Origin of the sequence: Streptomyces longispororuber (genome assembly GCF_014656095.1) — a bacterium.
Taxonomy (GTDB): Bacteria; Actinomycetota; Actinomycetes; order Streptomycetales; family Streptomycetaceae; genus Streptomyces; species Streptomyces longispororuber.
Window position 1 is genome coordinate 1 of the sequence record NZ_BNBT01000068.1, and the last position, 20,250, is coordinate 20,250.

Annotated in this window: 15 protein-coding genes; 9 read left to right on the top strand and 6 right to left on the bottom strand. The window is 74.7% G+C overall.

Going from position 1 to position 20,250, the window contains the following annotated elements; all coding sequences use genetic code 11:
* Positions 1–6 precede the first annotated feature (6 nt).
* Complete coding sequence (locus IE330_RS21065; RefSeq protein ID WP_190137666.1) at positions 7–1,290, top strand: pyroglutamyl-peptidase I; 1,284 nt, start codon at positions 7–9, stop codon at positions 1,288–1,290.
* On the opposite strand, the gene IE330_RS21070 is transcribed toward IE330_RS21065, so the two are convergent.
* Positions 1,287–2,126: an EI24 domain-containing protein gene (locus tag IE330_RS21070; protein ID WP_190137637.1), complete on the bottom strand. Its 840-nt coding sequence runs from the start codon at positions 2,124–2,126 to the stop codon at positions 1,287–1,289. The two genes, IE330_RS21065 and IE330_RS21070, sit on opposite strands and share 4 nt — an antisense overlap.
* A 145-nt stretch (positions 2,127–2,271) precedes the next feature.
* Between IE330_RS21070 and IE330_RS21075 the strand changes: the two genes are divergently transcribed.
* The gene (locus IE330_RS21075; RefSeq protein WP_190137638.1) at positions 2,272–4,851 is read left to right on the top strand and encodes a M14 family zinc carboxypeptidase; all 2,580 of its coding nucleotides are present in this window, start codon (positions 2,272–2,274) and stop codon (positions 4,849–4,851) included.
* Positions 4,852–5,344: 493 nt separating this feature from the next.
* Here the strand turns inward: IE330_RS21075 and IE330_RS21080 are convergent, their stop codons facing one another.
* Both IE330_RS21080 and IE330_RS21085 read right to left on the bottom strand, forming a co-directional pair.
* The gene (locus tag IE330_RS21080; RefSeq protein WP_190137639.1) at positions 5,345–5,773 is read right to left on the bottom strand and encodes an organic hydroperoxide resistance protein; all 429 of its coding nucleotides are present in this window, start codon (positions 5,771–5,773) and stop codon (positions 5,345–5,347) included.
* Between the two features lie 85 nt (positions 5,774–5,858).
* Positions 5,859–6,893, bottom strand: coding sequence for an NADP-dependent oxidoreductase (locus IE330_RS21085; RefSeq protein ID WP_190137640.1), 1,035 nt, complete (start codon positions 6,891–6,893; stop codon positions 5,859–5,861).
* 173 nt (positions 6,894–7,066) lie between these two features.
* On the opposite strand from IE330_RS21085, the gene IE330_RS21090 reads away from it, so the two are divergent.
* Positions 7,067–7,513: a MarR family winged helix-turn-helix transcriptional regulator gene (locus IE330_RS21090; RefSeq protein ID WP_190137641.1), complete on the top strand. Its 447-nt coding sequence runs from the start codon at positions 7,067–7,069 to the stop codon at positions 7,511–7,513.
* 16 nt (positions 7,514–7,529) lie between these two features.
* Here the strand turns inward: IE330_RS21090 and IE330_RS21095 are convergent, their stop codons facing one another.
* The 3 genes from IE330_RS21095 to IE330_RS21105 form a co-directional block, all read right to left on the bottom strand.
* On the bottom strand, positions 7,530–8,480 hold the full coding sequence (locus tag IE330_RS21095) for an SCO2400 family protein (protein ID WP_229925803.1): 951 nt from the start codon (positions 8,478–8,480) through the stop codon (positions 7,530–7,532).
* A 138-nt stretch (positions 8,481–8,618) separates the two neighbouring features.
* Positions 8,619–9,884, bottom strand: a complete 1,266-nt coding sequence (locus tag IE330_RS21100) for a PucR family transcriptional regulator (protein ID WP_190137642.1) — start codon at positions 9,882–9,884, stop codon at positions 8,619–8,621.
* Between the two features lie 7 nt (positions 9,885–9,891).
* Positions 9,892–10,053 carry a hypothetical protein gene (locus IE330_RS21105; RefSeq protein ID WP_190137643.1) on the bottom strand — a complete coding sequence of 54 codons (162 nt, stop codon included), beginning with the start codon at positions 10,051–10,053 and terminating at the stop codon, positions 9,892–9,894.
* Between the two features lie 362 nt (positions 10,054–10,415).
* Between IE330_RS21105 and pgfA the strand changes: the two genes are divergently transcribed.
* The 6 genes from pgfA to IE330_RS21135 all read left to right on the top strand — a co-directional run bounded on the left by pgfA (position 10,416) and on the right by IE330_RS21135 (position 20,248).
* Complete coding sequence (gene pgfA, locus IE330_RS21110) at positions 10,416–11,471, top strand: cell envelope lipid trafficking protein PgfA (protein ID WP_190137644.1); 1,056 nt, start codon at positions 10,416–10,418, stop codon at positions 11,469–11,471.
* A gap of 282 nt (positions 11,472–11,753) precedes the next feature.
* Positions 11,754–12,944 carry a glycosyltransferase family 4 protein gene (locus tag IE330_RS21115; protein ID WP_190137645.1) on the top strand — a complete coding sequence of 397 codons (1,191 nt, stop codon included), beginning with the start codon at positions 11,754–11,756 and terminating at the stop codon, positions 12,942–12,944.
* A complete protein-coding gene (locus tag IE330_RS21120) occupies positions 12,941–13,669 on the top strand; it encodes a class I SAM-dependent methyltransferase (protein ID WP_190137646.1) in 729 nt (242 codons plus the stop codon). The genes IE330_RS21115 and IE330_RS21120 overlap by 4 nt, the downstream gene beginning before the upstream one ends.
* Entirely contained in the window at positions 13,666–18,114 is a 4,449-nt protein-coding gene (locus IE330_RS21125) for an alpha-(1->3)-arabinofuranosyltransferase (RefSeq protein ID WP_190137647.1), read from the top strand. The genes IE330_RS21120 and IE330_RS21125 overlap by 4 nt, the downstream gene beginning before the upstream one ends.
* Positions 18,111–19,496 carry a condensation protein gene (locus IE330_RS21130; protein ID WP_190137648.1) on the top strand — a complete coding sequence of 462 codons (1,386 nt, stop codon included), beginning with the start codon at positions 18,111–18,113 and terminating at the stop codon, positions 19,494–19,496. The genes IE330_RS21125 and IE330_RS21130 overlap by 4 nt, the downstream gene beginning before the upstream one ends.
* The gene (locus tag IE330_RS21135; RefSeq protein ID WP_190137649.1) at positions 19,493–20,248 is read left to right on the top strand and encodes a class I SAM-dependent methyltransferase; all 756 of its coding nucleotides are present in this window, start codon (positions 19,493–19,495) and stop codon (positions 20,246–20,248) included. The genes IE330_RS21130 and IE330_RS21135 overlap by 4 nt, the downstream gene beginning before the upstream one ends.
* Positions 20,249–20,250 lie beyond the last annotated feature (2 nt).

A 20,250-nucleotide genomic window follows, 5' to 3' on the forward strand; every position in this document is an offset into this window, starting at 1 on the left:
GGGGCCCTGGCGGCGGCCGCGGCGGCCGCTGCCCCCGGCTCGCCGGACCCGGCCGCCGCCCTCGCCGCCCCCGGCCCATCGGGCCCGTCCGCCGCGCCTGGTGCGTCTGGTGCGTCTGGTGCGCCGACCGTCGAGGAGCTGCGCCTCGACCGTGCCGTGCCGCGGGAGATCCTGCGCCGCAGCGGCTTCGACGGTGTGGCGCCCGCCTTCGCCAGGGCCCTGGACCGGGTCCGCTCCTACGACCGGGCGGAGCGGCTCGTCGTACGCGAGGGGCAGGCGCTGTGGCGGCGCGCGGTGGACCGGGCGCAGGGGCGCGGCCCGGGCGGCGCGCTCAGCCGGGGTGACGACCGGCCGCTGTACTGGGCGCGGCTCGGGATGACGCGGGAGCTGCGGGCGTGGCAGCCCGCGGCGTTCGAGCTCGGCGAGCGGCAGCGGAAGCGGCTGCTGGGGAAGCTGGAGCGGGCCTCGCGCGGCCAGGACACGGTCACGTATCCGAAGGGCCACCACGGCAAGCGGATGAAGCGGGTGCTCGTCACCGGCTTCGACCCGTTCACGCTGGACCGGGACATCCGTATCGGCAACCCCTCGGGCGCGACCGCGCTCGCCCTGGACGGCACGGTCGTCAGGACGGCGGCCGGGCCGGTGCGGATCGAGACGGCCACGTTCCCGGTGCGCTGGACGGACTTCGCCGAGGGGGCCGTGGAGCGGGCGCTGCGGCGGCAGTTGCCGCGCGTGGACCTGTTCACGACCGTCAGCCAGGGGCGGGTGGGCAAGTTCGACATCGAGCGCACCAACGGCGCCTGGCGCGGCGGCTTCGGCGACAACGAGAACCTGTCGAGCACCGGCACCGTCCCGGTGGCCGACCCCGCCTCGCAGCCGCAGTGGACCACGACCACGCTGCCGTACAAGGACCTCGTCGCGACGCCCACCGGCCGCTTCCCGGTGTACGACAACACGGCCGTGACGGAGATCCCGGCGGGCGGCACCGCGCCCGTGGACCGGCCCGACGGCCCGACGCCGGGCTCCACGGCCCGCAAGGGCGGCGGCGGTGACTACCTGTCGAACGAGATCGCCTACCGGGCGACGCTGCTGCGCGACCGGCTCGGCCTGCACGACCGGCTGCCGGGCGGCCATGTGCACACGCCGGTGCTCCAGTTCGGCGCGGGGAACACCGATCCGGTGACGGGCACCGTCACGGACCCGGAGTTCGAGCGCAACCGGAGCGACATCGTCGACCAGGTGCGGCGGATCGTGACGACGGCGGTGGAGGCCGCGGCGAAGCGAGGCTAAGCGGTGGGGGCCGGGGAGCCCGTGGGGTGCGGCCGCGGCTCCCCGTCCGCGCCGCCGGTGCCGGTGCCGTCGCCGTCGGCGCCCGGGGCACCCGCGGCGTCCTCGCCCAGCAGGTCCCGGGCCATCAGCGTGGCCCCGGCGACGGCCCCCGGCATCAGGAACACCGCGACGAACGGCACCAGGAAGGCGACCGCGAGCGGCGTACCGAAGCCCCACGCGAGGGACTTGCGGGCGCGCAGCAGCTCCAGGCGCTCGCGCAGCGCCACGCCCCGGCGCTGGAGCGCCACCGCCGTCAGCTCCTCGGCGAGGAAGAAGCCGGTGACGAGGAAGCCGATGACGGGCACCACGGTCTGGCCCGCCACGGGCACGAAGCCGAGCGCGAACAGCAGCACGCCCCACAGCGCGGCCCGCACCACGATCCGCAGGCTGTCGCGGGCGGAGATCCACAGGTCGCGCCAGAGCGGCAGGCCGGACTCGGGGGCGGAGCCGGCCACGGAGACGTCGACCTGCTCCGACAGGGACTCGTAGAACGGCTCGCCGATGAGGAGGGTCACGGCGGTGAAGCTCACCACGGACACCAGCAGGGCGAGGGCGAAGAGGAGCACGGTGAGGAAGGTGCGGAAGGCGCCCTGCCACGGGTCGTTCCAGTCGTCGGCGAAGGGCGTCGCCCAGGAGACCAGGTCCGTGCCCCACAGGGCGAGCGCGACCAGCGCGGCGGCGTACAGCACGAGGGTGATGAGGCCGGGCAGCAGGCCCAGGCCGTACTGCTTGCGGTGCTGGGCGACCCAGCGCTGACCCTTCAGGAGGTAGCCGAAGCCCTGACCCAGTTCACGCATGCGCCACACCCTATCCGCTGGTGGGGCGGGGCCCGGCCCGGCGGGCGGGCGGCCGGGACCGACTGGTGAACGACCCCTTGTTGCGACGGAGTTCACCCTGTAGACCTCCCCTACCGATCACTCATGGGTCTCTAGGGAGGTACGCATGGGGACATCCCGGCCGTCCAGACCGGTTCTGCTCACCGCGTCGGCCGCCGTGGGCGCGCTCGTGTTCACCGCGCTCACACCGGGCGGCGCCGGCGCCGACCCGCTGCCCGCGCCGCGCCCGGCCGCGCGCGACACGACGCCGCTCGACCCGCCCGGCAGGGCGGCGAAGGCCCCGGAGTCCGCGGCCGCCCGCGCGCTCGACGCCACCGCCGCGCCCCTCGTCACCGGCAAGGTCCGTGGCTACCCGCGGGAGCGCAAGCTCGACGCCGAGCCGCCGAACCCGGCCGACAAGTCCCTCAAGCTGGGCCTCACGCCGTACCACGCCATCGCGCCCCGGCTGAACCGGATCCAGCGGCTCGGCGACCGTGTCAGCGTGGAGGTCGCCGGGCGGTCGGCGGGCGGTCACGAGCTGTACCTGGTGACGGTGACCGCCCCGGAGTCGGCGCGCGAGGCCGCCCGGCAGGAGCGCATGCGCCGCCTCATCGCGGACGCGCCCGCCGCCGCGGCGAAGGACAAGGCGGTCAAGACCGCGTACAAGACGCCGGTGTTCATCAACAACAACATCCACGGCAACGAGTGGGAGGGCACGGACGCGGCCCTGAAGCTCATCGAGAAGCTGGCGAAGGCCGAGGACGGGCGGACGCGCCGGCTCCTCGCCCACAACCGCCTCTACTTCAACGTCACCATGAACCCCGACGGGCGGATCGCGGGCACCCGCGAGAACGCGGGCGGCTTCGACCTGAACCGGGACTTCGTCACGGCCTCGCAGCCCGAGACCCGCGCGGTGCGCGACATCGCCGTCACCAAGCAGCCCGCCGTGATGATCGACCTGCACGGCTACGTCAACGGCACGCTCATCGAGCCGACCACGCCGCCGCACGGCGAGAACTACGAGTACGACCTGTTCCTGAAGAACACCTACGCCAACGCCCTCGGCATGGAGAAGGCCGTCAACGGCCTCGGCTACACCGAGGCGAAGGACGGCGTGAAGCCGGCGGTCATCCCCTTCCGCGACCAGGAGGAGGGCTGGGACGACTGGCCGCCGATCTTCACCCCGCAGTACATGCCGTTCCACGGCGCGGTCGCGGCCCACACCATCGAGTTCCCGATGCAGGTCAACTACGAGGAGTACGACTCCACTCCGGTGGCCGAGCTGCGCCGCCGCTCCGCGATCAACGTGGACATCGCGGGCGCGGCCATGACCGCGACCCTCGACTTCGCCGAGCGGAAGCGGCGCTCGCTGATCGCGGACCAGATCGAGGTGTTCCGGCGCGGCGCGGCGGGCGCGAAGCAGGTGCCGGTGTCGCCGGAGACGGTACCGGGCGTGCCGGGCATCGGCCCGGAGGACGTCTACACGACGACGTTCCCGCGGGCGTACGTGATACCCGCGGGCGGGCGGCGCGACCAGCGGTCGGCGGCGGCCGCGTCCCGGCTGGTGGACCACCTGCTGGCCAACGACGTCCGCGTGCGCCGCGCCACCCGCGACTTCCGGCTCGGCGGCCGGGCGTACGCGAAGGGCTCGTACGTCGTCGACATGCGCCAGCCCAAGCGGGGTCTGGCGAACGTGCTGCTCGCGGACGGCCGGGACATCAGCGGCGACGTGTCGGCGATGTACGACATCTCCGGCTGGAGCCTCGGGCGGCTGTGGGGCGCCTCGGTGGTGTCCGCGCACGCGGGCGACCCGGCGCGGGTGCCGGCGCGCGCGGTGTCCCGCTCCGCGCGGGTGGCGTACGTCGCGCCGCGCGGGGACCTGCGGCTGCGGCTCGACGACCCGCGCGAGGTGGCCGCGCTCAACTCGCTGCTCGGTGACGGGGTGCGGGTACGGAGCGGCGGGGACGGCTCGGTGGTGGTGCCCGGCTCGGCGCGGGGCCTGGCACGGGCCGCCGCCAAGGAGTACGACGTGGCCTTCTCCGCCACGAAGGCGCGGGGCGGCGAGGTGCTGCGGCGCACCCGGGTCGCGGCCGCGGTGACACCCGGGGAGCTGTTCGCGCTGCGCGAGATGGGCTTCGACGTGGTGCCGGTGTCGACGGCCGCCCTGAACGCCGGGTTCGACTGGCGCGGGGCCGATGTGCTGTTCGTGTCGGCGGGCCTGGAGTACGCGAAGCTCACGGGCGCGGCGCGGGCGGGGCTCGACGCGTTCTTCGCGCGCGGGGGCGGTCTCGTGGGGCGGGGCGCGGTCGGGGCCGCGGTGAACTCCGCCGCCGGGCTGCTGCCGGTCACTCCCGTGCGGGGGAACGGGGACGCCAACGGCGTGGTGCGGGTACGGAACTCTGGCGGGGCCGTGACCGGGGGCGCGCCCGGGGCGAGCTTCGTCTACGCGCCGATGTGGTTCACCCGCCTCGGCGCCGGGGTGCGGGTCGAGCAGGCCTACGGCTCCGGGAATCCGCTGGTGTCCGGGCACTGGCGGCCCGTCGACGGGCGGGGCGGGCCCCGGGACGCCGCGGGGGAGGCGGCGGTGGTGAGCGGGCGCCTCGCCGGCGGGGCGGGGGTCGTCCTCTTCGGCACGGAGCCCCTGTTCCGGGCGCACCCGAAGGGGGCGTTCGCCCAGGTGGGGCGGGCACTCCTGACGGTGCGCTAGCCCTCGGGGGCGCCCCAGACCCACGCGCGGGGCGGTAACCCTCGCGGGGCGCCCCTGACCCACCCCTTACCCGAAACTGGGGCTCCGCCCCAGACCCCACGAACCGGCCTCCGGCCTTGTCCTCAAACGCCGGACGGGCTGGAATCCCCCGGCTGAGGCACCCGCGAAGAGTGCCGGCGCTCCGCGCCGCGTCCTCAAACGCCGGACGGGCTGAATGTCCTCAGCTCGGCGGCCCATGCGAGACCCGGCGCTCCGCGCCTTGTCCTCAAACGCCGGACGGGCTGGAATTCCTCAGCCGTCCGCCCTGAAAAGGGCGGGCGGGTGGGGGAACATCCGCCGCGGAGCGGTGGATCGCGGTCGGCCGACGACGGCGGTGCGAGCCGCCAGGTCGGGGCCGGGCGGGATGCCGGGGCTGTGCGGGTGGGTGGGCGGGAAAGAGGGCATCCGCCGCGCAGCGGCGGTGCAGGACCCCGCCCAAGGCGCCCCCGCCAGCTCACGCCAGGGTGAGCTCCACCTTGATGTTCCCCCGCGTCGCGTTCGAGTACGGGCACACCTCGTGGGCCTGCTCGATGAGGGCCTTGGCGGTGGCGGCGTCCACGTTCGGGATGGAGGCGACGAGCTCGACCTCCAGGCCGAAGCCACCGGACTCGTTCTGCCCGATGCCGACCTTCGCAGTCACCGTGGAGCCGGAGATGTCGGCCTTCTCGCGGCGGGCCACGACGCCGAGCGCGCCCTGGAAGCAGGCGCTGTACCCGGCGGCGAAGAGCTGCTCGGGGTTGGTGCCCGCGCCGCTGCCGCCCATCTCCTTGGGCGGGTTGACGACGACGTCGAGCTTGCCGTCGTCGGAGGCGACGCGCCCGTCGCGGCCGTTCTCCGCGGTGGCCACGGCGGTGTACTTGACGTCGATCTTCTGGATGGCCATGAGTGTCGAATCCTCCTGGTGTGTACCGTTCCGCGCGCCCGTCGGACCGGCTCTGCGGAATTACCTTACCGAGTAGCGGAAGTTCTCAGTCGTCGAGGGAGACGATCATCTTGCCGGTGTTCTCGCCGCGCAGCATGCCGAGGAACGCCTCGACGCCGTTCTCGATACCGTGCGCGAACGTCTCGTCGTACGTCAGCTCGCCGGAGCGCACCCACGCGCCGACCTCGCGGACGAACTGCGGCTGGAGGTCCTGGTGGTCCTGCACGAGCATGCCCTGGATGCGCAGGCGCTTGCCGATGATCAGGGCCATGTTCCGCGGGCCCGGCGTCGGCTCGGTCTCGTTGTAGCCCGCGATCATGCCGCAGACCGTGACGCGGCCGCCCACGTTCAGGCGGCTGATGGCGGCCTCCAGGTGCTCCCCGCCGACGTTGTCGAAGTAGACGTCGATGCCGTCGGGGGCCGCTTCCTTGAGCTGCTCGACGACGGGCTTGTCGTCCTTGTAGTTGAACGCGGCGTCGAAGCCGTACTCCTCGACCAGGCGCCGGACCTTGTCGTCGGAGCCCGCCGAGCCGATCACGCGCGAGGCGCCCTTGAGCTTCGCGATCTGCCCGACCTGGCTGCCGACCGCGCCCGCGGCGCCGGAGACGAACACGGCGTCGCCCTCCTTGAAGGACGCCACCTCCAGCAGGCCCGCGTACGCCGTCAGGCCCGTCATGCCGAGCACGCCCAGGTACGCCGACAGGGGCGCCGCCTCGGCGTCCACCTTCGTCGCGTACCGCGCAGGCACCGACGCGTACTCGCGCCAGCCCGCGAAGTGCAGGACGTGGTCGCCGACCGCGAAGCCGTCGGCGTTCGCGGCGACGACGACGCCGACCGCGCCGCCCTCCATGGGCTGGTCGAGCTGGAACGGCGGGACGTAGGACTTCACGTCGTTCATGCGGCCGCGCATGTACGGGTCGACGGAGAAGTGCAGGTTCCGGACCAGGACGCGGCCCTCCTCCGGGGCCTCGACGGGGGCCTCCCGCAGCGCGAAGTCCTCCGGGACGGGCCAGCCGTGGGGGCGGCGCACGAGGTGCCAGGCGCGGCCGGTGGCCGGGAGCTGCTCGGGGGTGACGGACATGGGGGCGTCCTCCTCAGGCTGGGGGCTGCGGAAACCGGCCTCGGGCCGCCGCGCACGCCGCGGGCTGCGCGCCGCCGACTGCGCCGCGGGGTTCGAGGCCTAATGCTTCATGTTCTGAAATAAGCATGCGCTTTTATATTTGAGGTTGTCAAGTAAATGGGTACGCTGGTGGCATGGCCCCCCAGAACTCCTCCGCCGCGTCCCGGGTCGACCCGCTGACGCTCGAGGTCGTCGAACTCATCGGCACCGTCGTGGCGCGCTACCACGAGGAGTACGAGGTCGCCGCGGGCAAGCACGCGCTGACCGGGGCGCAGGCGCGCGTGCTCGGTCTCCTGTCCCTGGAGCCTATGCCGATGCGGCGCATCGCGCAGAAGCTGAAGTGCGAGCCCTCGAACGTGACCGGGATCGTCGACCGCCTGGAGGCGCGCGGCCTCGTCGAGCGGCGGCCGGACCCGGCCGACCGGCGGGTGAAGCTGGCCGCGCCCACCGAGGAGGGGCTGCGGACCGCCCGCAGCCTGCGCGAGTCCCTGGACTTCGCCCGCGAGCCGCTGGCTCAGCTCTCCCGCGAGGAGCGCCTGTCGCTGCGCGGGCTGCTGCGGCGGATGCTCGGCGAGGCGTAGTCCGGCCCGGCCGGGCTCAGGTGCACCACCACAGGAAACGGTCGCACGTCCTGGACGGGCTCGGCTTCGGGGCCGGCTCGTCCTCCGCGGGCCTGGACGTCGTGGGCTCGGGGTCCGGGCGCGGGCCAGGGCCGCCGGTGGTGGAGGCGCCGGAGGTCGGCTCGGGGCCGGAACCCGCCGGGCCGCCGGTGCCCGCCGCGCCTCCCGCCCCGTCGGTCCCTCCTGACCCGTCCGTCCCGCCTGCCCCGTCCGTACTCCGCCCGGGGCCGGCTCCGTCCGCGGAGTCGCCGCCCTTCCGCCGGGCCCCGCGGTCCTTCCCGCCGTCGCCCTCCTCGTCGCCGCGCTTCTTCCGCGCGTCGTCCGCCTCCTCGCCCGTGGCGGTGGGTGAGCCCTTCGGGGTGGCCGAGGACGACACCGGCTCGGCGGTGGTGCCCGTGCCCACCGCGTCCGCCCCGCCGTCGGGGCCGTTGCCGGACGCGCCGGGCCCCTCCTCGTCGCGCGAGGAGGAGGCCGCCTCGGGGTGCCCGGACGAGGACTCCGTGCCGAGCTCGGCGAGGCTCAGGCCGCCCGCCGCGAGCACGAGGCCCGCGGTCACGAGCAGGACCTTGCGGCGTCTGCGGCGGTGCTGGGCCGCCCGGCGGGTGCGCTCCCGGCGACGGCCCCGAGCGCGCGGCCGCTCGCCGTCGCTGCCGCTGTCGCTGTCGGCGTGGGCACCGCTGTCACCGTCGGTCCCGATGTCCTCGCGGCCACCGTCGCCGCCGGCGTCCTCGTGGGCGTCGTCCGGCGTGTACGCCGCCTCGCCACGGGCGGCCGGGGCAGCCGGGGCACCCGGCGCCACGGAACCGGTCCGGGCGTCCAGCGCCTCCCCGTACGCGCGGCAGTCCTCGGCCGGGGTGCCGCAGCCCGGGCAGGCGAAAGCGCCGTTGAGGTGCCGGTGGCAGGCGTGGCAGTAATCCATGGTGCCCATGAGGCATGGAGGCTAGGTCCCGGGCGACGCCGTGAGGAAGCCGCAGCCGTGAAGGTTGTGTGTGGAACCAATCTTTCCGTGGACTCCTCGCGCCCGGCGCACCGTAAGCACGGCCGCGACCGTGGCGCACCGCCCGCCTCAGGGCCGTCCCAGCTCGCCCCGCAGCCGCCGCGCGCGCAGCACCAGCTCCAGCTCGAAGCGGCGGTCCGGGTCGTCGATCTCGTCGCCCCACAGCTCCCGGATCTGCCGCAGCCGATAGCGCACCGTTTGCGGATGCACACCGAGGCGGGCCGCCACTTCGGGGGCGCCGCCGCGGGTCTCCAGCCAGGCGAGCAGGGTCTGGGCGAGGCGGCGGCCGTGGGCGGGGCCGCAGTGGTCGAGGGGGGCGAGGCAGCGCCGGGCGAGGTCCTCGATGAGCTCCTCGGGCTGGAGCAGGACCAGGGCCTCGGTGTGCTCGGTGCAGTGCAGCACCTCGCCCGCGGGGAGCAGTCCGCGCTGCATCATGCCGACGGCGGCCTGCGCCCAGCGCAGCGACTTCGCGGCGTCGGCGAGCGGCACGGGCGGCCCGATGGCACCCGACCAGCCGGTCATGGCGCGGCGCAGCAGCTCGGGGCGGCCCGCCGCGTCCGGGTCGGGCACGACCAGGCGGGGCTGCTCGGCCTCCATGTCGAGCAGGACGCCCTCGCCGACGGCCGGGGCGACGGCCTCGCGCGCGGGGCGCAGCAGCACGCCGACGGCGACGCGCTCGGGCAGCGGCCAGCCGGCCCGGGCGGCCCGCTCGTCCAGGCCGGCGTCGGCGCCGAGCGCGGGGTTCCCCTGCTGCTCGGGGCGCCGCTCGGCGAGCAGGGACTCCATCAGCTTGCGTTGCAGTCGCAGACGCTCGCCGGCCTGCCGGGCCGCGGCCTCGGCGTAGCCGCGTACCGACTGGTCGACCAGGCCGTCCAGGTACTCGAAGCCGGACTCGGCCAGCTCGTACATGGCCGGGGGCGGGATCTCCGTCTGCTGGCCTATTTCGGCCAGGCGGCGCCAGGCGAGGCGCACGCCGAGGCGGTAGATCGCCTGGAGCGAGTCGAGGCTGCGCCCTTCGAGGCCTTCGCCGCGGCCGAACTCCTGGAAGACCTCGGGGTGGTAGCGCGGGCGGTCGGCGGTGGCGAGCTGCTGGACGAAGCCCTCCAGGGCGCGGCGGATGCCGACGAGGGCCATGGGCTCGCCGGACTCGTCGAGGACCACGGGCAGGCCGGGGTACTCGGCGCGGATCTCGCGCAGGATGTCCTGGGCGAGCACGGGCACCTCTTCGAGGGCCAGCGCGGCGAAGCGCCGGACCTGGAGCGGCGGCACGTCGCGCCAGGCCGAGCGGGTGGCGGCGGGGCGCCGGCCCGCGGAGACGTCGGGAGCTGCGGACACGGCCCGCTCACTGGTCCCGCTGGTCGCGCTCGGGCGACTCGTAGTGCACGAGCGGCCGGTCGGGCTGGTCGGGCGTGACGTTGAGGAGTGCGACGACGCCGAAGGCGGCGCCCACGGCGAGGGCCGCGGCGGCGACGGCGGTCAGTGTCGCGGCGAGTAGTCGGTGCATGACAGGGTCAGCCTCTCTGCTGGAGGTCGTACCCACCCCCTGGCGGCGCGCCGCGCGGTCGCGCGATCGTACGCAGTCGATTACCGGCCCCGTCCGGCGGTGCCCAGTGTCAACAATGCATTGACACTGAGTCAAGGGTCCGCCTAGCGTTCCCGGCCCATACGGGTCAGTAACACCGCGGTGACAGCGCCGCAGCGATTCGGGCAACTCCTCGGCAACACCACTGAAGCACTCCCATAACTCATCGGTAATGCCCCACAGTTGAGCGGCCGCCTCATGTACGACCGCTCGCGCCCGACAGCTACGCGTTCGACCGTTGTGTGTTCGACCGTCCCCTGTTCACCTCACGGCAGGAGCGCCGGATGACGCGCCGCACAGCCTCGCCCTTGTCCCTGGTCCTGCTCGGTCTCGGCGTCTTTCTGCTGGTCCTTGCCCCGATGCTGGCCTGGTACGTCGAGCCACGCGCGAAACGCACGCCCATCGACGTGGACCAGATCACCGTCTTCAAGGGCACGGGCAGCTATTTCGACACCGAGAAGATCAAGACCCTGCACAACGAGAACCTGACCGTCACCCGGCAGGTCCGCGGCGACGTGGACGACAGCGAGGACTCCGGGCGGGCGGTGTGGGACGTGTCCACGTCCGTCGACCCGGACAAGTCGCTGCCGGCCGCCGACCCGCACGACTCGCTCCAGTGGACCCTGGAGCGCTGGGTGACCGACCGCAGGACCAACAAGCCCGTGCACTGCTGCGGCGAGAAGCCGCGCTTCGAGGGCGAGGCGTACCTGAAGTTCCCGTTCGACGTGGAGAAGCGCGACTACCTGTGGTGGGACAACACCCTGGGCGGCACGGTCCCGCTGACGTTCCGCGGCACGAAGAAGATCCAGGGCTACGAGGGCTACCGCTTCACCGGTGAGGTCCAGGCCACCAGGACCGGCACCCGGCAGGTGCCGGGGCGGATGGTCGGGCTGCCGCAGCGCAGCCAGGTGCTCGCCGAGGAGTGGTACGCCAACCACGGCATCGAGCTGGTGGCCGACAAGCGCACCGGCCGGATCATCTACGCCGCCATCGGCCCGCGCAAGACGTTGCGGGCGCCCGGCGGCAAGAAGGACCGCACGGTGCTGCTGGACAGTGAGCGCATCGCGTTCACCGAGAAGACGCAGCGGGCCCAGGTCGACCTCGCCAAGGACGACAGCTCGCGGCTGAAGCTGGTCGGCGAGACGCTGCCGCTGCTCGCCCTGGTGCTCGGCGGGGCGCTCACCCTGTTCGGCGGCGCCCTGGTGGCCCGTGGCCGCAAAACGGACACGAACGGACAGAACTCCGGTTCCGACGGGCCGGGCGGTCCCGGCGCGCATCCGGATCCGGAGGGTCCACATTCCCCTACGTCACGAAGCGCGCTGCAACCCACCACGATGTGATGAGACGTCAGCTCCAAGAAGGCCGGAAATTGTCACCCCGGTGAGTAGCCGCACCGTTCGGTGCGGCGAAAACTAACCACCCCACCCCGGCACCGGCCCCGTACCACCCCCGCACACCGGTTCCACCCCTTTCACAACCGAACGGCGGGATTCCGCCCCCCACGCACCACGCGGAACCCGTCGCGCCCACCCCGCCCGCCACCACCGAACCGTGCGCCACCCGCACCACGTACCGCCGTCCGAGCCCCCCACACCGCACCCTGAGACGAGTTGGAGCACCCCATGCCCCAGCACGTGCCGTCGCCTCCGCGCACGGCCGTACAGCGGCCCGCCGCGCGGCCCCTCCCGGCGCTCCCCCCACAGCCGCGCCGCATCACCTTCCTCGCCCGCCGCGACCTCGACAACCCCGCGGCCGGCGGCTCCGAGCTCCTCGTCGACCGCCTCGCCGACGGCCTGACCCGGGAGGGCCACCAGGTCACGCTGCTGTGCGGCGGACCGGCGGCCTACCGGGACTACCGCGTGGTCTCGGCGGGCGGCGACCTCGGGCACTACCTGCGCGCCCGCTCCACCCACCGCCGCCAGGTCGGCGGCAGCGACCTGCTGGTCGAGGTCTGCAACGGCATGCCGTACCTGGCGCCCCTGTGGCACCGCGGCCCCACCGTCTGCCTCGTCAACCACGTCCACACCGAGCTGTGGTCCATGCGCTTCCAGGGCCCGCTCGCCCCGGCCGCCCGGCTCGGGCGCAAGCTGGAGCACTGGGCCCTCTCGGGCGCCCAGCGCGGCAACCTCCTGGTGGCGGTGTCGGAGTCGACGGCCGCCGCCCTGCAGGACCTGGGCGTCGAGCGCGACCGCATCCGCGTCGTGCACAACGGCGTGGAGGAGCCGGGCCCGCTCGCCGAGCGCTCCCCCGAGCCGCTCTTCCTGGCCATGGGCAGGCTCGTCGAGTACAAGCGCGTCGACCTGCTGCTGCGCCTGTGGGAGCGGGTCCGCCCGGTCACCGGCGGGCGGCTCGTCATCGTCGGCGAGGGCCCCGAGCGGGCCCGCCTGGAGCGGATGGCGGGGCCGGACGTGACCTTCACCGGTCACGTCTCCGAGGCCGAGAAGCACCGCCTGCTCTGCGCCGCCTGGCTGCTCCTGCACCCCTCGGCCGTGGAGGGCTGGGGCCTGGTCGTCACCGAGGCCGCCACCCGCGGCACGCCCGCGATCGGCTTCGACGTCCCCGGCATCCGCGACTCCGTCGAGGACGGCGTGACCGGGCTGCTCGCGCACGGCGAGAGCTCCTTCGCCGCCGCCTGGTGCACGCTCGCGCTGAGCACCGAGCGGCGCGAGGCCTTCGGCAAGGCCGCCGCCGAGCGGGCCGCGCGCTTCCGGTGGGCCAACACCGTCCGCCAGTTCCGCGCCGTGGCCGCCGAGGCGGTCGCCGCGCACCAGCCCGAGGCGCCCTCGGCGCCACCGCACAGAGGTGCCGTGTGAAGGACCCGTCCCTGCGCCGTTCCGTCACCCTGTTCCGGGCCTTCCTGCGGGAGCGCCAGGAACCGGAGCGGTGCTACGCGCTGCTCGCCCGCGACGCCGCCGACCAGGTCGAGCGGTACGGATCCGTCGACGGCAAGGTCGTCGTCGACGTGGGCGGCGGCGCCGGGTACTTCACCGAGGAGTTCCGCCGGCGCGGCGCGCAGGCGTTCCTCTTCGAACCGGATTTGCGCGAGCTGGGCGCGCGCGGCGAGAAGCCGCCCGAGGGCGCGGTCGTCGCGGACGGCTACCTGCTGCCCGTGGCGACCGGCGCCGCCGACGTCACGTTCTCCTCCAACGTCCTGGAGCACGTGGCCGACCCGCAGACCTTCCTCAGCGAGCTGGTGCGGATCACCCGCCCCGGCGGACTGATCTACGTGGCGTTCACCAACTGGCTGTCCCCCTGGGGCGGCCACGAGTGGGCGCCCTGGCACTACCTGGGCGCCGAGCGCGCCCGCGCCCGCCACGAGCGGCGCACCGGCACGCCCGCCAAGCACCAGCTCGGCGTCAATCTCTTCGCGCACCACATAGGACCCACGCTCAGACAGGTGCGGGCGCGCGACGACGTCACCGTCGTCTCCGCGCGCTCGCGCTACTGGCCGTTCCTCGCCGAGACCGTGGCGAAGGTACCGGGCGTGCGCGAGTTCACGACCTGGAACCTTCTCCTCATCCTCAGGCGGTGTCCATGACCACAACGGTCCAGGCCCCTCCGCCGGCCGCCACGCGGCCGACGGCGCGCCGGCCCGACGAACCCGCGCGCGGTCCGCGCTCCCGGCGCTGGCTGGCCGGCTTCTGGGCGGCCGCGTTCGTGTGCTTCCTCGCGGTGCGGCCGGGGCGGATGACGTTCGACACCAAACTGGGTGTCGCCGTCGACCCGTGGCAGTTCCTGTCCGACCTCGGCCAGCTCTGGCACGACCGGGGCGGCTTCGGGGGGCTCCAGGACCAGTACATCGGGTACGCCTTCCCGATGCTGCCGTACTACGGCCTCACCGATCTGCTCCAGATCCCGGTGTGGCTCGCGGAGCGGCTGTGGTTCTCGCTCATCGTCACCGCCGCCTTCTGGGGCGCGCTGCGCCTCGCCGAGCGGCTGCGCATCGGCACCCCGGGCTCCCGCCTGCTCGGCGCGGTGGTGTACGCGCTGTGGCCCACGTTCACCGTGGTGATCGGCTCGACCTCGGCGGCGGCGCTGCCCGGCGCGTTCCTGCCCTGGGTGCTGCTGCCCCTGACCGACGACCGCGTCACCGCGCGCATCGCCGCGTTCCGCTCGGCGCTCGTCATCCCCCTCATGGGCGGCGTGAACGCGGCCTCCACCCTGGCCTCGCTGCTCCCGGTCGCCCTGTACCTGCTGTCGCGGCCGAACGGGCCGCGCAAGCGCAAGCTCATCACCTGGTGGGTGCCGGGCGTCGTCCTGGCCACCGCGTGGTGGGTGGTGCCGCTGCTGCTGCTCGGCATCTACGGCGAGAACTTCCTGCCGTACGTGGAGAACGCCGCCACCACGACCGGCACCATGTCGGCCACCGAGGCGCTGCGCGGCGCCGGCAACTGGGTGGCGTACCTCCACTTCGGGGAGGCCTGGCTGCCCGCGGGCTGGACGGTCGCGACGGCCGTGGTCACCATCGTGGGCTCCGCGCTCGCGGCCGGGCTCGGGCTCGCCGGGCTCGCCCGGCGCGACCTGCCCGAGCGGCGCTGGCTGGTGCTCACGGTCCTCTCGGTCGTCCTGGTCACGCTCGCCGGGTACGGCGGTGCCTTCGGGGCGCCCTTCCACGGCACGGTGCAGGACTGGCTCGACGGCTGGCTGGTGCCGTTCCGCAACATCTACAAGTTCCAGACGGGCCTCGCCCTCGCCCTGGCCTTCGGCCTCGCGCACTTCGCGGGCGTGGCCGGGGTCGCGCGCGGCACCCGGGCGGCGCGCGGACGCCGGTACGTGCCGCTGGTCGCGGCCGTGCTGGTGCTGCCGGGCCTGATGTGGCCGTATCTGAACGGCTCGATCCTCCAGCCCGGCTCGTTCAAGAAGCTGCCGAACTACTGGCAGGCCACGGCCGACTGGCTGGACAAGTACTCGCCGGACTCGCGCGCCCTGGTGGTGCCCGCGACCGCGCACGGCGTCTACACCTGGGGCTCGCCGATCGACCAGCCCCTGGACGTGCAGGCCGAGTCCCGCTGGGCGCAGCGCGACTACGTGCCGTTCGGCACCCCGGGCAACCGGCGCGCCATGGACGCCGTGGAGCAGGCCCTGATGACGGGCGGCGCGGTCCCCGGCCTGAAGGACTACCTGACGCGGGCGGGCCTGTACTACGTGGTCGTGCGCAACGACCTCGACAAGGACCAGATCGGGTACGTGCCGACGGCCACCGTCAAGCGCACCCTGGAGCAGTCCGGCTACACCCGCGTGACCGGCTTCGGCCCGACCCAGACCGGCGGGAAGATCGAGGACGACACCCCGGTCCAGGTCGAGGGGCTGTTCCCGCGCCACCGCGCGGTGGAGATCTACACGCCCGGCAAGGGCACCGAGCGGCCGGGCCAGGCGGGCCTGAAGCCGGTGTCCAACACGGCCGTGGTCAGCGGCGGGCCCGAGGCGCTGCTTCCGCTGTCCGCCGACCCCGAGATGCGCGACCGGCCGGTGGTCCTGACCGGCGACAACCACCCGGGCCTGGGCTCCGCGCCCGGCCTCCAGGCGGTCGGTGACGGCCTGCGCCGCGCGGACACGCGGTTCGGCCTGGTCAACACCAACACCTCGTACACGTACACGCGGAACGAGAAGAACGCGCCGAAGGCCCTCCAGGACCCGGGCGAGAAGCCGCACCAGATCCTGCCGACCAAGGGCGTCGAGCACCAGACGACGGCCGAGCTGCGCGGCGCCAAGTCCGTGACGGCCTCGTCCTACGGCAACTGGCTGTTCCACCTGCCGCAGTACGACCCGGTCAACGCCTTCGACGGCAACCCGGCCACGGCCTGGACCGAGGGCAACCCGGACAGCCCCGAGGACGAGTGGATCAGGGCGGAGTTCCGGAAGAAGACCGCGATCCCGGCGTCCTTCAAGGTCACGCCGCTGCCCCAGAGCGGGGTGCGGGCCGCGCCGACCAAGGTGCGGGTGGAGACCGAGCGGGGCCGCAAGGACTCCTTCCTCCAGGCCGACGGCACGACCCAGCGCGTGTCGGCCGTGCCCGGCGACTCCTCCTGGATCAAGATCACCATCCTGGACGCGCAGGTCGCCCACCGCGGCCTGACCGGTGCCGGGTTCGCCGAGATCGACATCCCCGGCGTCCAGGTCACCAAGCTCCTGAAGATGCCCGACGACGTCCAGGGCACCACCGGCGCCGAGTCCGACGCCACGACGTACTCCATGCACCGCTCGGCCGACCCCAGCGGTCTGTCGCCGGTGACCGCCGAGGCGGGCCTGCACCGCCGCTTCACCACCGGCGGCCAGGGCACGTACGACGTGAAGATGAGCGCCGTCGCCGTCCCGGGCGGCGCGCTCGACGAGCTGCTCTACGACGTCGCGCCGCGCAAGCGGCAGCAGCTCCGCGTCAGCGCGGACTCCACCGCGGACCTGGGCACCGGCCTGTCGGCGCGCAACCTCACCGACGGCGACCTGACCACGGCGTGGATCGCCGGGGACCGGCCCGTGATCCATCTGCGCTGGCCCGGCAAGGTGCCCGTGGGCGAGATCGTGCTGCCCGGCGCGGGCGGCCTGTCGAGCCGCCCCGAGAAGATCGAGATCAGCTCGCCGGACGGCGCGGCGACCGCGGGCGTCGACGAGAACGGCGTGGCCCGCTTCACGCCGATCACCACCGACCGCCTCGACATCACCATCACCAGGACGGCGCCGCTGACCCTGCACAACCCGGTCGCGGACGACGAGCTCCAGCTCCCGGTGGGCCTGACCGAGGCCTACGTCCCCGCGCTCGACCAGTTCCGCACCGAGCAGCCCCGGCCCACCCGCTCCTTCGAACTGGCCTGCGGCAAGGGCCCGGAGGTGGCGATCGACGGCAAGCTGTACCCGACGTCCGCCAAGGGCACCGTGCGCGACCTCGTCGAGCGGCGGCCCGTCGAGGTGACGCTGTGCGAGCGCGGCGAACGGCGGCCCGAGCCGCGGCCCGAGGTGGACCTCGGCGCGGGCGAGCACCGCGTGGAGGCCGGTGACGCGGGCCCGCTCGCCGTCACCGACGTCACCCTGACCCGCGGCACGCCCGGCGCCCTGGACACCACGGAGCGCGAGCTGCGCGTCAAGGACTGGCTCGGCGACCGCCGCGAGGTCACCGTCGGCGACGGCGCCGCCGCGTACTTCACCACGTACGAGAACGTCAACGACGGCTGGAAGGCCACCCTGAACGGCAAGGAGCTGCGCGAGGTGCGGCTCGACGGCTGGCAGCAGGGCTGGCTGATCCCGGCCGGCGAGGGCGGCACCGTCAAGCTCAGCTACGAGCCGTCGACGGTGTACGAGGCCGGGCTCATCGGCGGCGGCGCGGGCGTCCTCGCCCTGGTGGCGCTGGTGTTCGTGCGCCGCAAGGCGCCCAACCCGGACGGTCCTGACCTGGCGCCGCCCGCGCCCGGCGCCGTGCTCGGCACGGTGGCCCTGACGCTGGTGGCCGTGGTGGTCGCGGGCTGGTTCGCGCTCCTCGTGCCCGCCCTGGCGCTGCTCGCCTGGCGGCGGCACACGCTGCTCGTGCCGATCGCGTTCCTGGCCCTCGCGGGGGCGGGCATCGCCGCCGCCACGGGGGCCGGGGAGACGGTCGCCGCGGACGAGGGAGCCTTCGGGCACGCGGCCCAACTCCTCGCGTTCATCGGGCTGTTCGCCGCGCTCGTGTCGGTACGGGAGGCCTCCGCTCCCGGCGGGGTGCCCGTGCAGGCGGCGCCCGCTTCCGGTGGGGTGCCTGCTTCCGGTGGGGTGCCCGCGCAGGCGGCGCCCGCCGGGGCTCCGCGGCCGCCGTCCGGGCGGCCGGAGGGCGCGCCCCCCGCGGGGACACCCGGTGCCGACCCGCTGGCCAAGCCCGCGCCGGGCGGCGACCCGTCCGCGAGGACGCTGCCGCTGGGCCCCGACCGCGACCTGGGGACACCGCCCGGGACACCGCCGCACCGGCGGGAACCCGGTGACGGCACGGAACAGCGAGAGGAAGAGGACCGGAGGCCATGACCGCCCTGGAGAACCCGGCCCGGCGTGCGGACGGCCCCGGCCGCCCGCCGCGCCGGGTGCCGTTCCCCGTCGTCGACGAGGTCTCCCGGCACTGCCTCCAGGAGGCGGAGCCGGAGACCGTCCACATCGAGGTGCACCTGCCGGGCGCCTTGGACGAGGACCGGCTGCGGGCGGCGTTCGGCGAGGCGCTGCGCCGCCACCCGCGCATCCTGGTGCGGGAGGCGCGCGGCCCCTGGTACCGGCGCCGCTACGAGTGGGAGCTCACCGAGGGCCCGGACGTGGAGGTCGTCACCTTCCCGCGCCCTGCGCCCGGCGCCCTGGAGCGGGCCCGGGAGCGGGCGCTGCGCGACGCGCCGCCGCTGACCGCGTCCCCGCCGGTGCGCCTGGAGGTCGTCACCGGCCCCGAGGCGGGCGGCGCGGGCAGCGTGCTCGTGCTCACCATCAACCACACCGCCCTGGACGGCCCCGCCTGTCTGCGGGTCCTCGCCACCGCCGCCGAGCTGTACGGCGGGCGGGACAACGCGCCCGCCGCGCCCCCGACGCGGGCGCCCGCCGCGCCCGCGCCCGCGGCGGCCACGGACCTGCCCTCGCCGTGGGCCACCCCGGCCCGCGTCGCCCAGGGCTCCCCGGAGCCCGCCACGGACGCCCGGCCCCGGCCGGGCGCGGCGGGCCCCGTCCCGGGCAACGGCCTGCTGGTGGCGGAGCTGCCCGTGCCGCGCCGCCCCAAGGGGGCGCCCTTCACCGTCAACGACCAGCTCATGGTCGCGACCGCGCTGATGATCGCCCACTGGAACCGCGAACACGGCGCCGCGCCCAAGCCGTTGCGGATCACCATGCCCGTCGACGACCGGCCCCGCGACATGTCGATGCCGATCGGCAACGGCACGCGCCTGGTGGAGGTGCCCTTCGGCGCCGCCGAGCTGACGCCGCTGCTGGACGCGGGGGCCACCCCAGAGCGCATCCACGCGCTGCTGCGCCGCACCTCCGACCGCACCCGCGCGCTCAAGGCCCTGTCCCGGCCGCAGCTCGGCCACGGCGCGACGCTGCTCACCGCGCCCGTCCTGCCGGTCACGCTGCGCGCGGCCGTCACCCGGGGGCTGCGCCGGGCCGCGGCGCCGTGGACCTCGACGACGCTGCTGAGCAACATCGGCCGCATCCCGTACGCGCTGGACTTCGGCGACGCCGGGGCCGCGACCGCGGTGTGGTTCTCGGCGCCCGCGCGCATGCCGCGCGGCCTGACCGTGACCACCGCGTCCACGGCGGGCCGGCTGCACCTGGCCCTGCGCTGGTCGCGGACGCTGCTCGGCCCCGGCGACGGCGCGCGCCTGCGGGACCTCTTCGAGCGCTACCTCCACACCACCGAGGAGGACTCCGGCCGATGACCACGACCGGCACCACCGAGCGGCCCGCCCGCCACCGCCCGCGCGGCCTGCGGGACTTCTACGAGAACCCGGCGGTCCCCGTCGCCTCGGGGGACGCCCGCAGCCTGCGCCAGGCGCGGATGCTCGCCGCCGCGCTCGGCCCCGCCACCCGCGGCGCCCGCGTGGTGCTCGACGTCGGCTGCGGCGACGGCTCCGCCGCCCGGGCCGCCGCGCCGCTGCTCGCCGGGCACCGCGTCATCGGCGTCGACTGGTCGCAGGACGCGCTGCGCCGCGCGCACGCCCACCTGCCGTACGTCGTCCGCGGCGAACTCTCGGAGGGCGGGCTGCCGTTCGCGGACGGCGCCGCCGACGCCGTGCTGTTCAGCGAGGTCGTCGAGCACCTCGTCGACCCGGACTCCGCGCTCGACGAGCTGCGCCGGGTGCTGCGCCCCGGCGGCCACCTCATGCTGTCCACGCCGAACCTGGCCGCCTGGTACAACCGCGGGCTGCTGCTCGCCGGGGTGCAGCCGGTGTTCTCCGAGGTGAGCCTGCGCGCCATCCACGGCCGCCCGGGGCGCGAGGTCGTCGGCCACCTGCGGCTGTACACGGCCCGCGCGCTCAAGGAGTTCGTGGCGGCCTCCGGCTTCGACGTGGTGCGGCTCGCGGGCGCGCCCTTCCACGGGGTGCCGCGGCCGCTGCGCGGTCTCGACCGCCTTGCCTGCGCCGTGCCGGGCGCGGCCTCGATCCTGCTGCTGCACGCCCGGAAGGCCTGAGT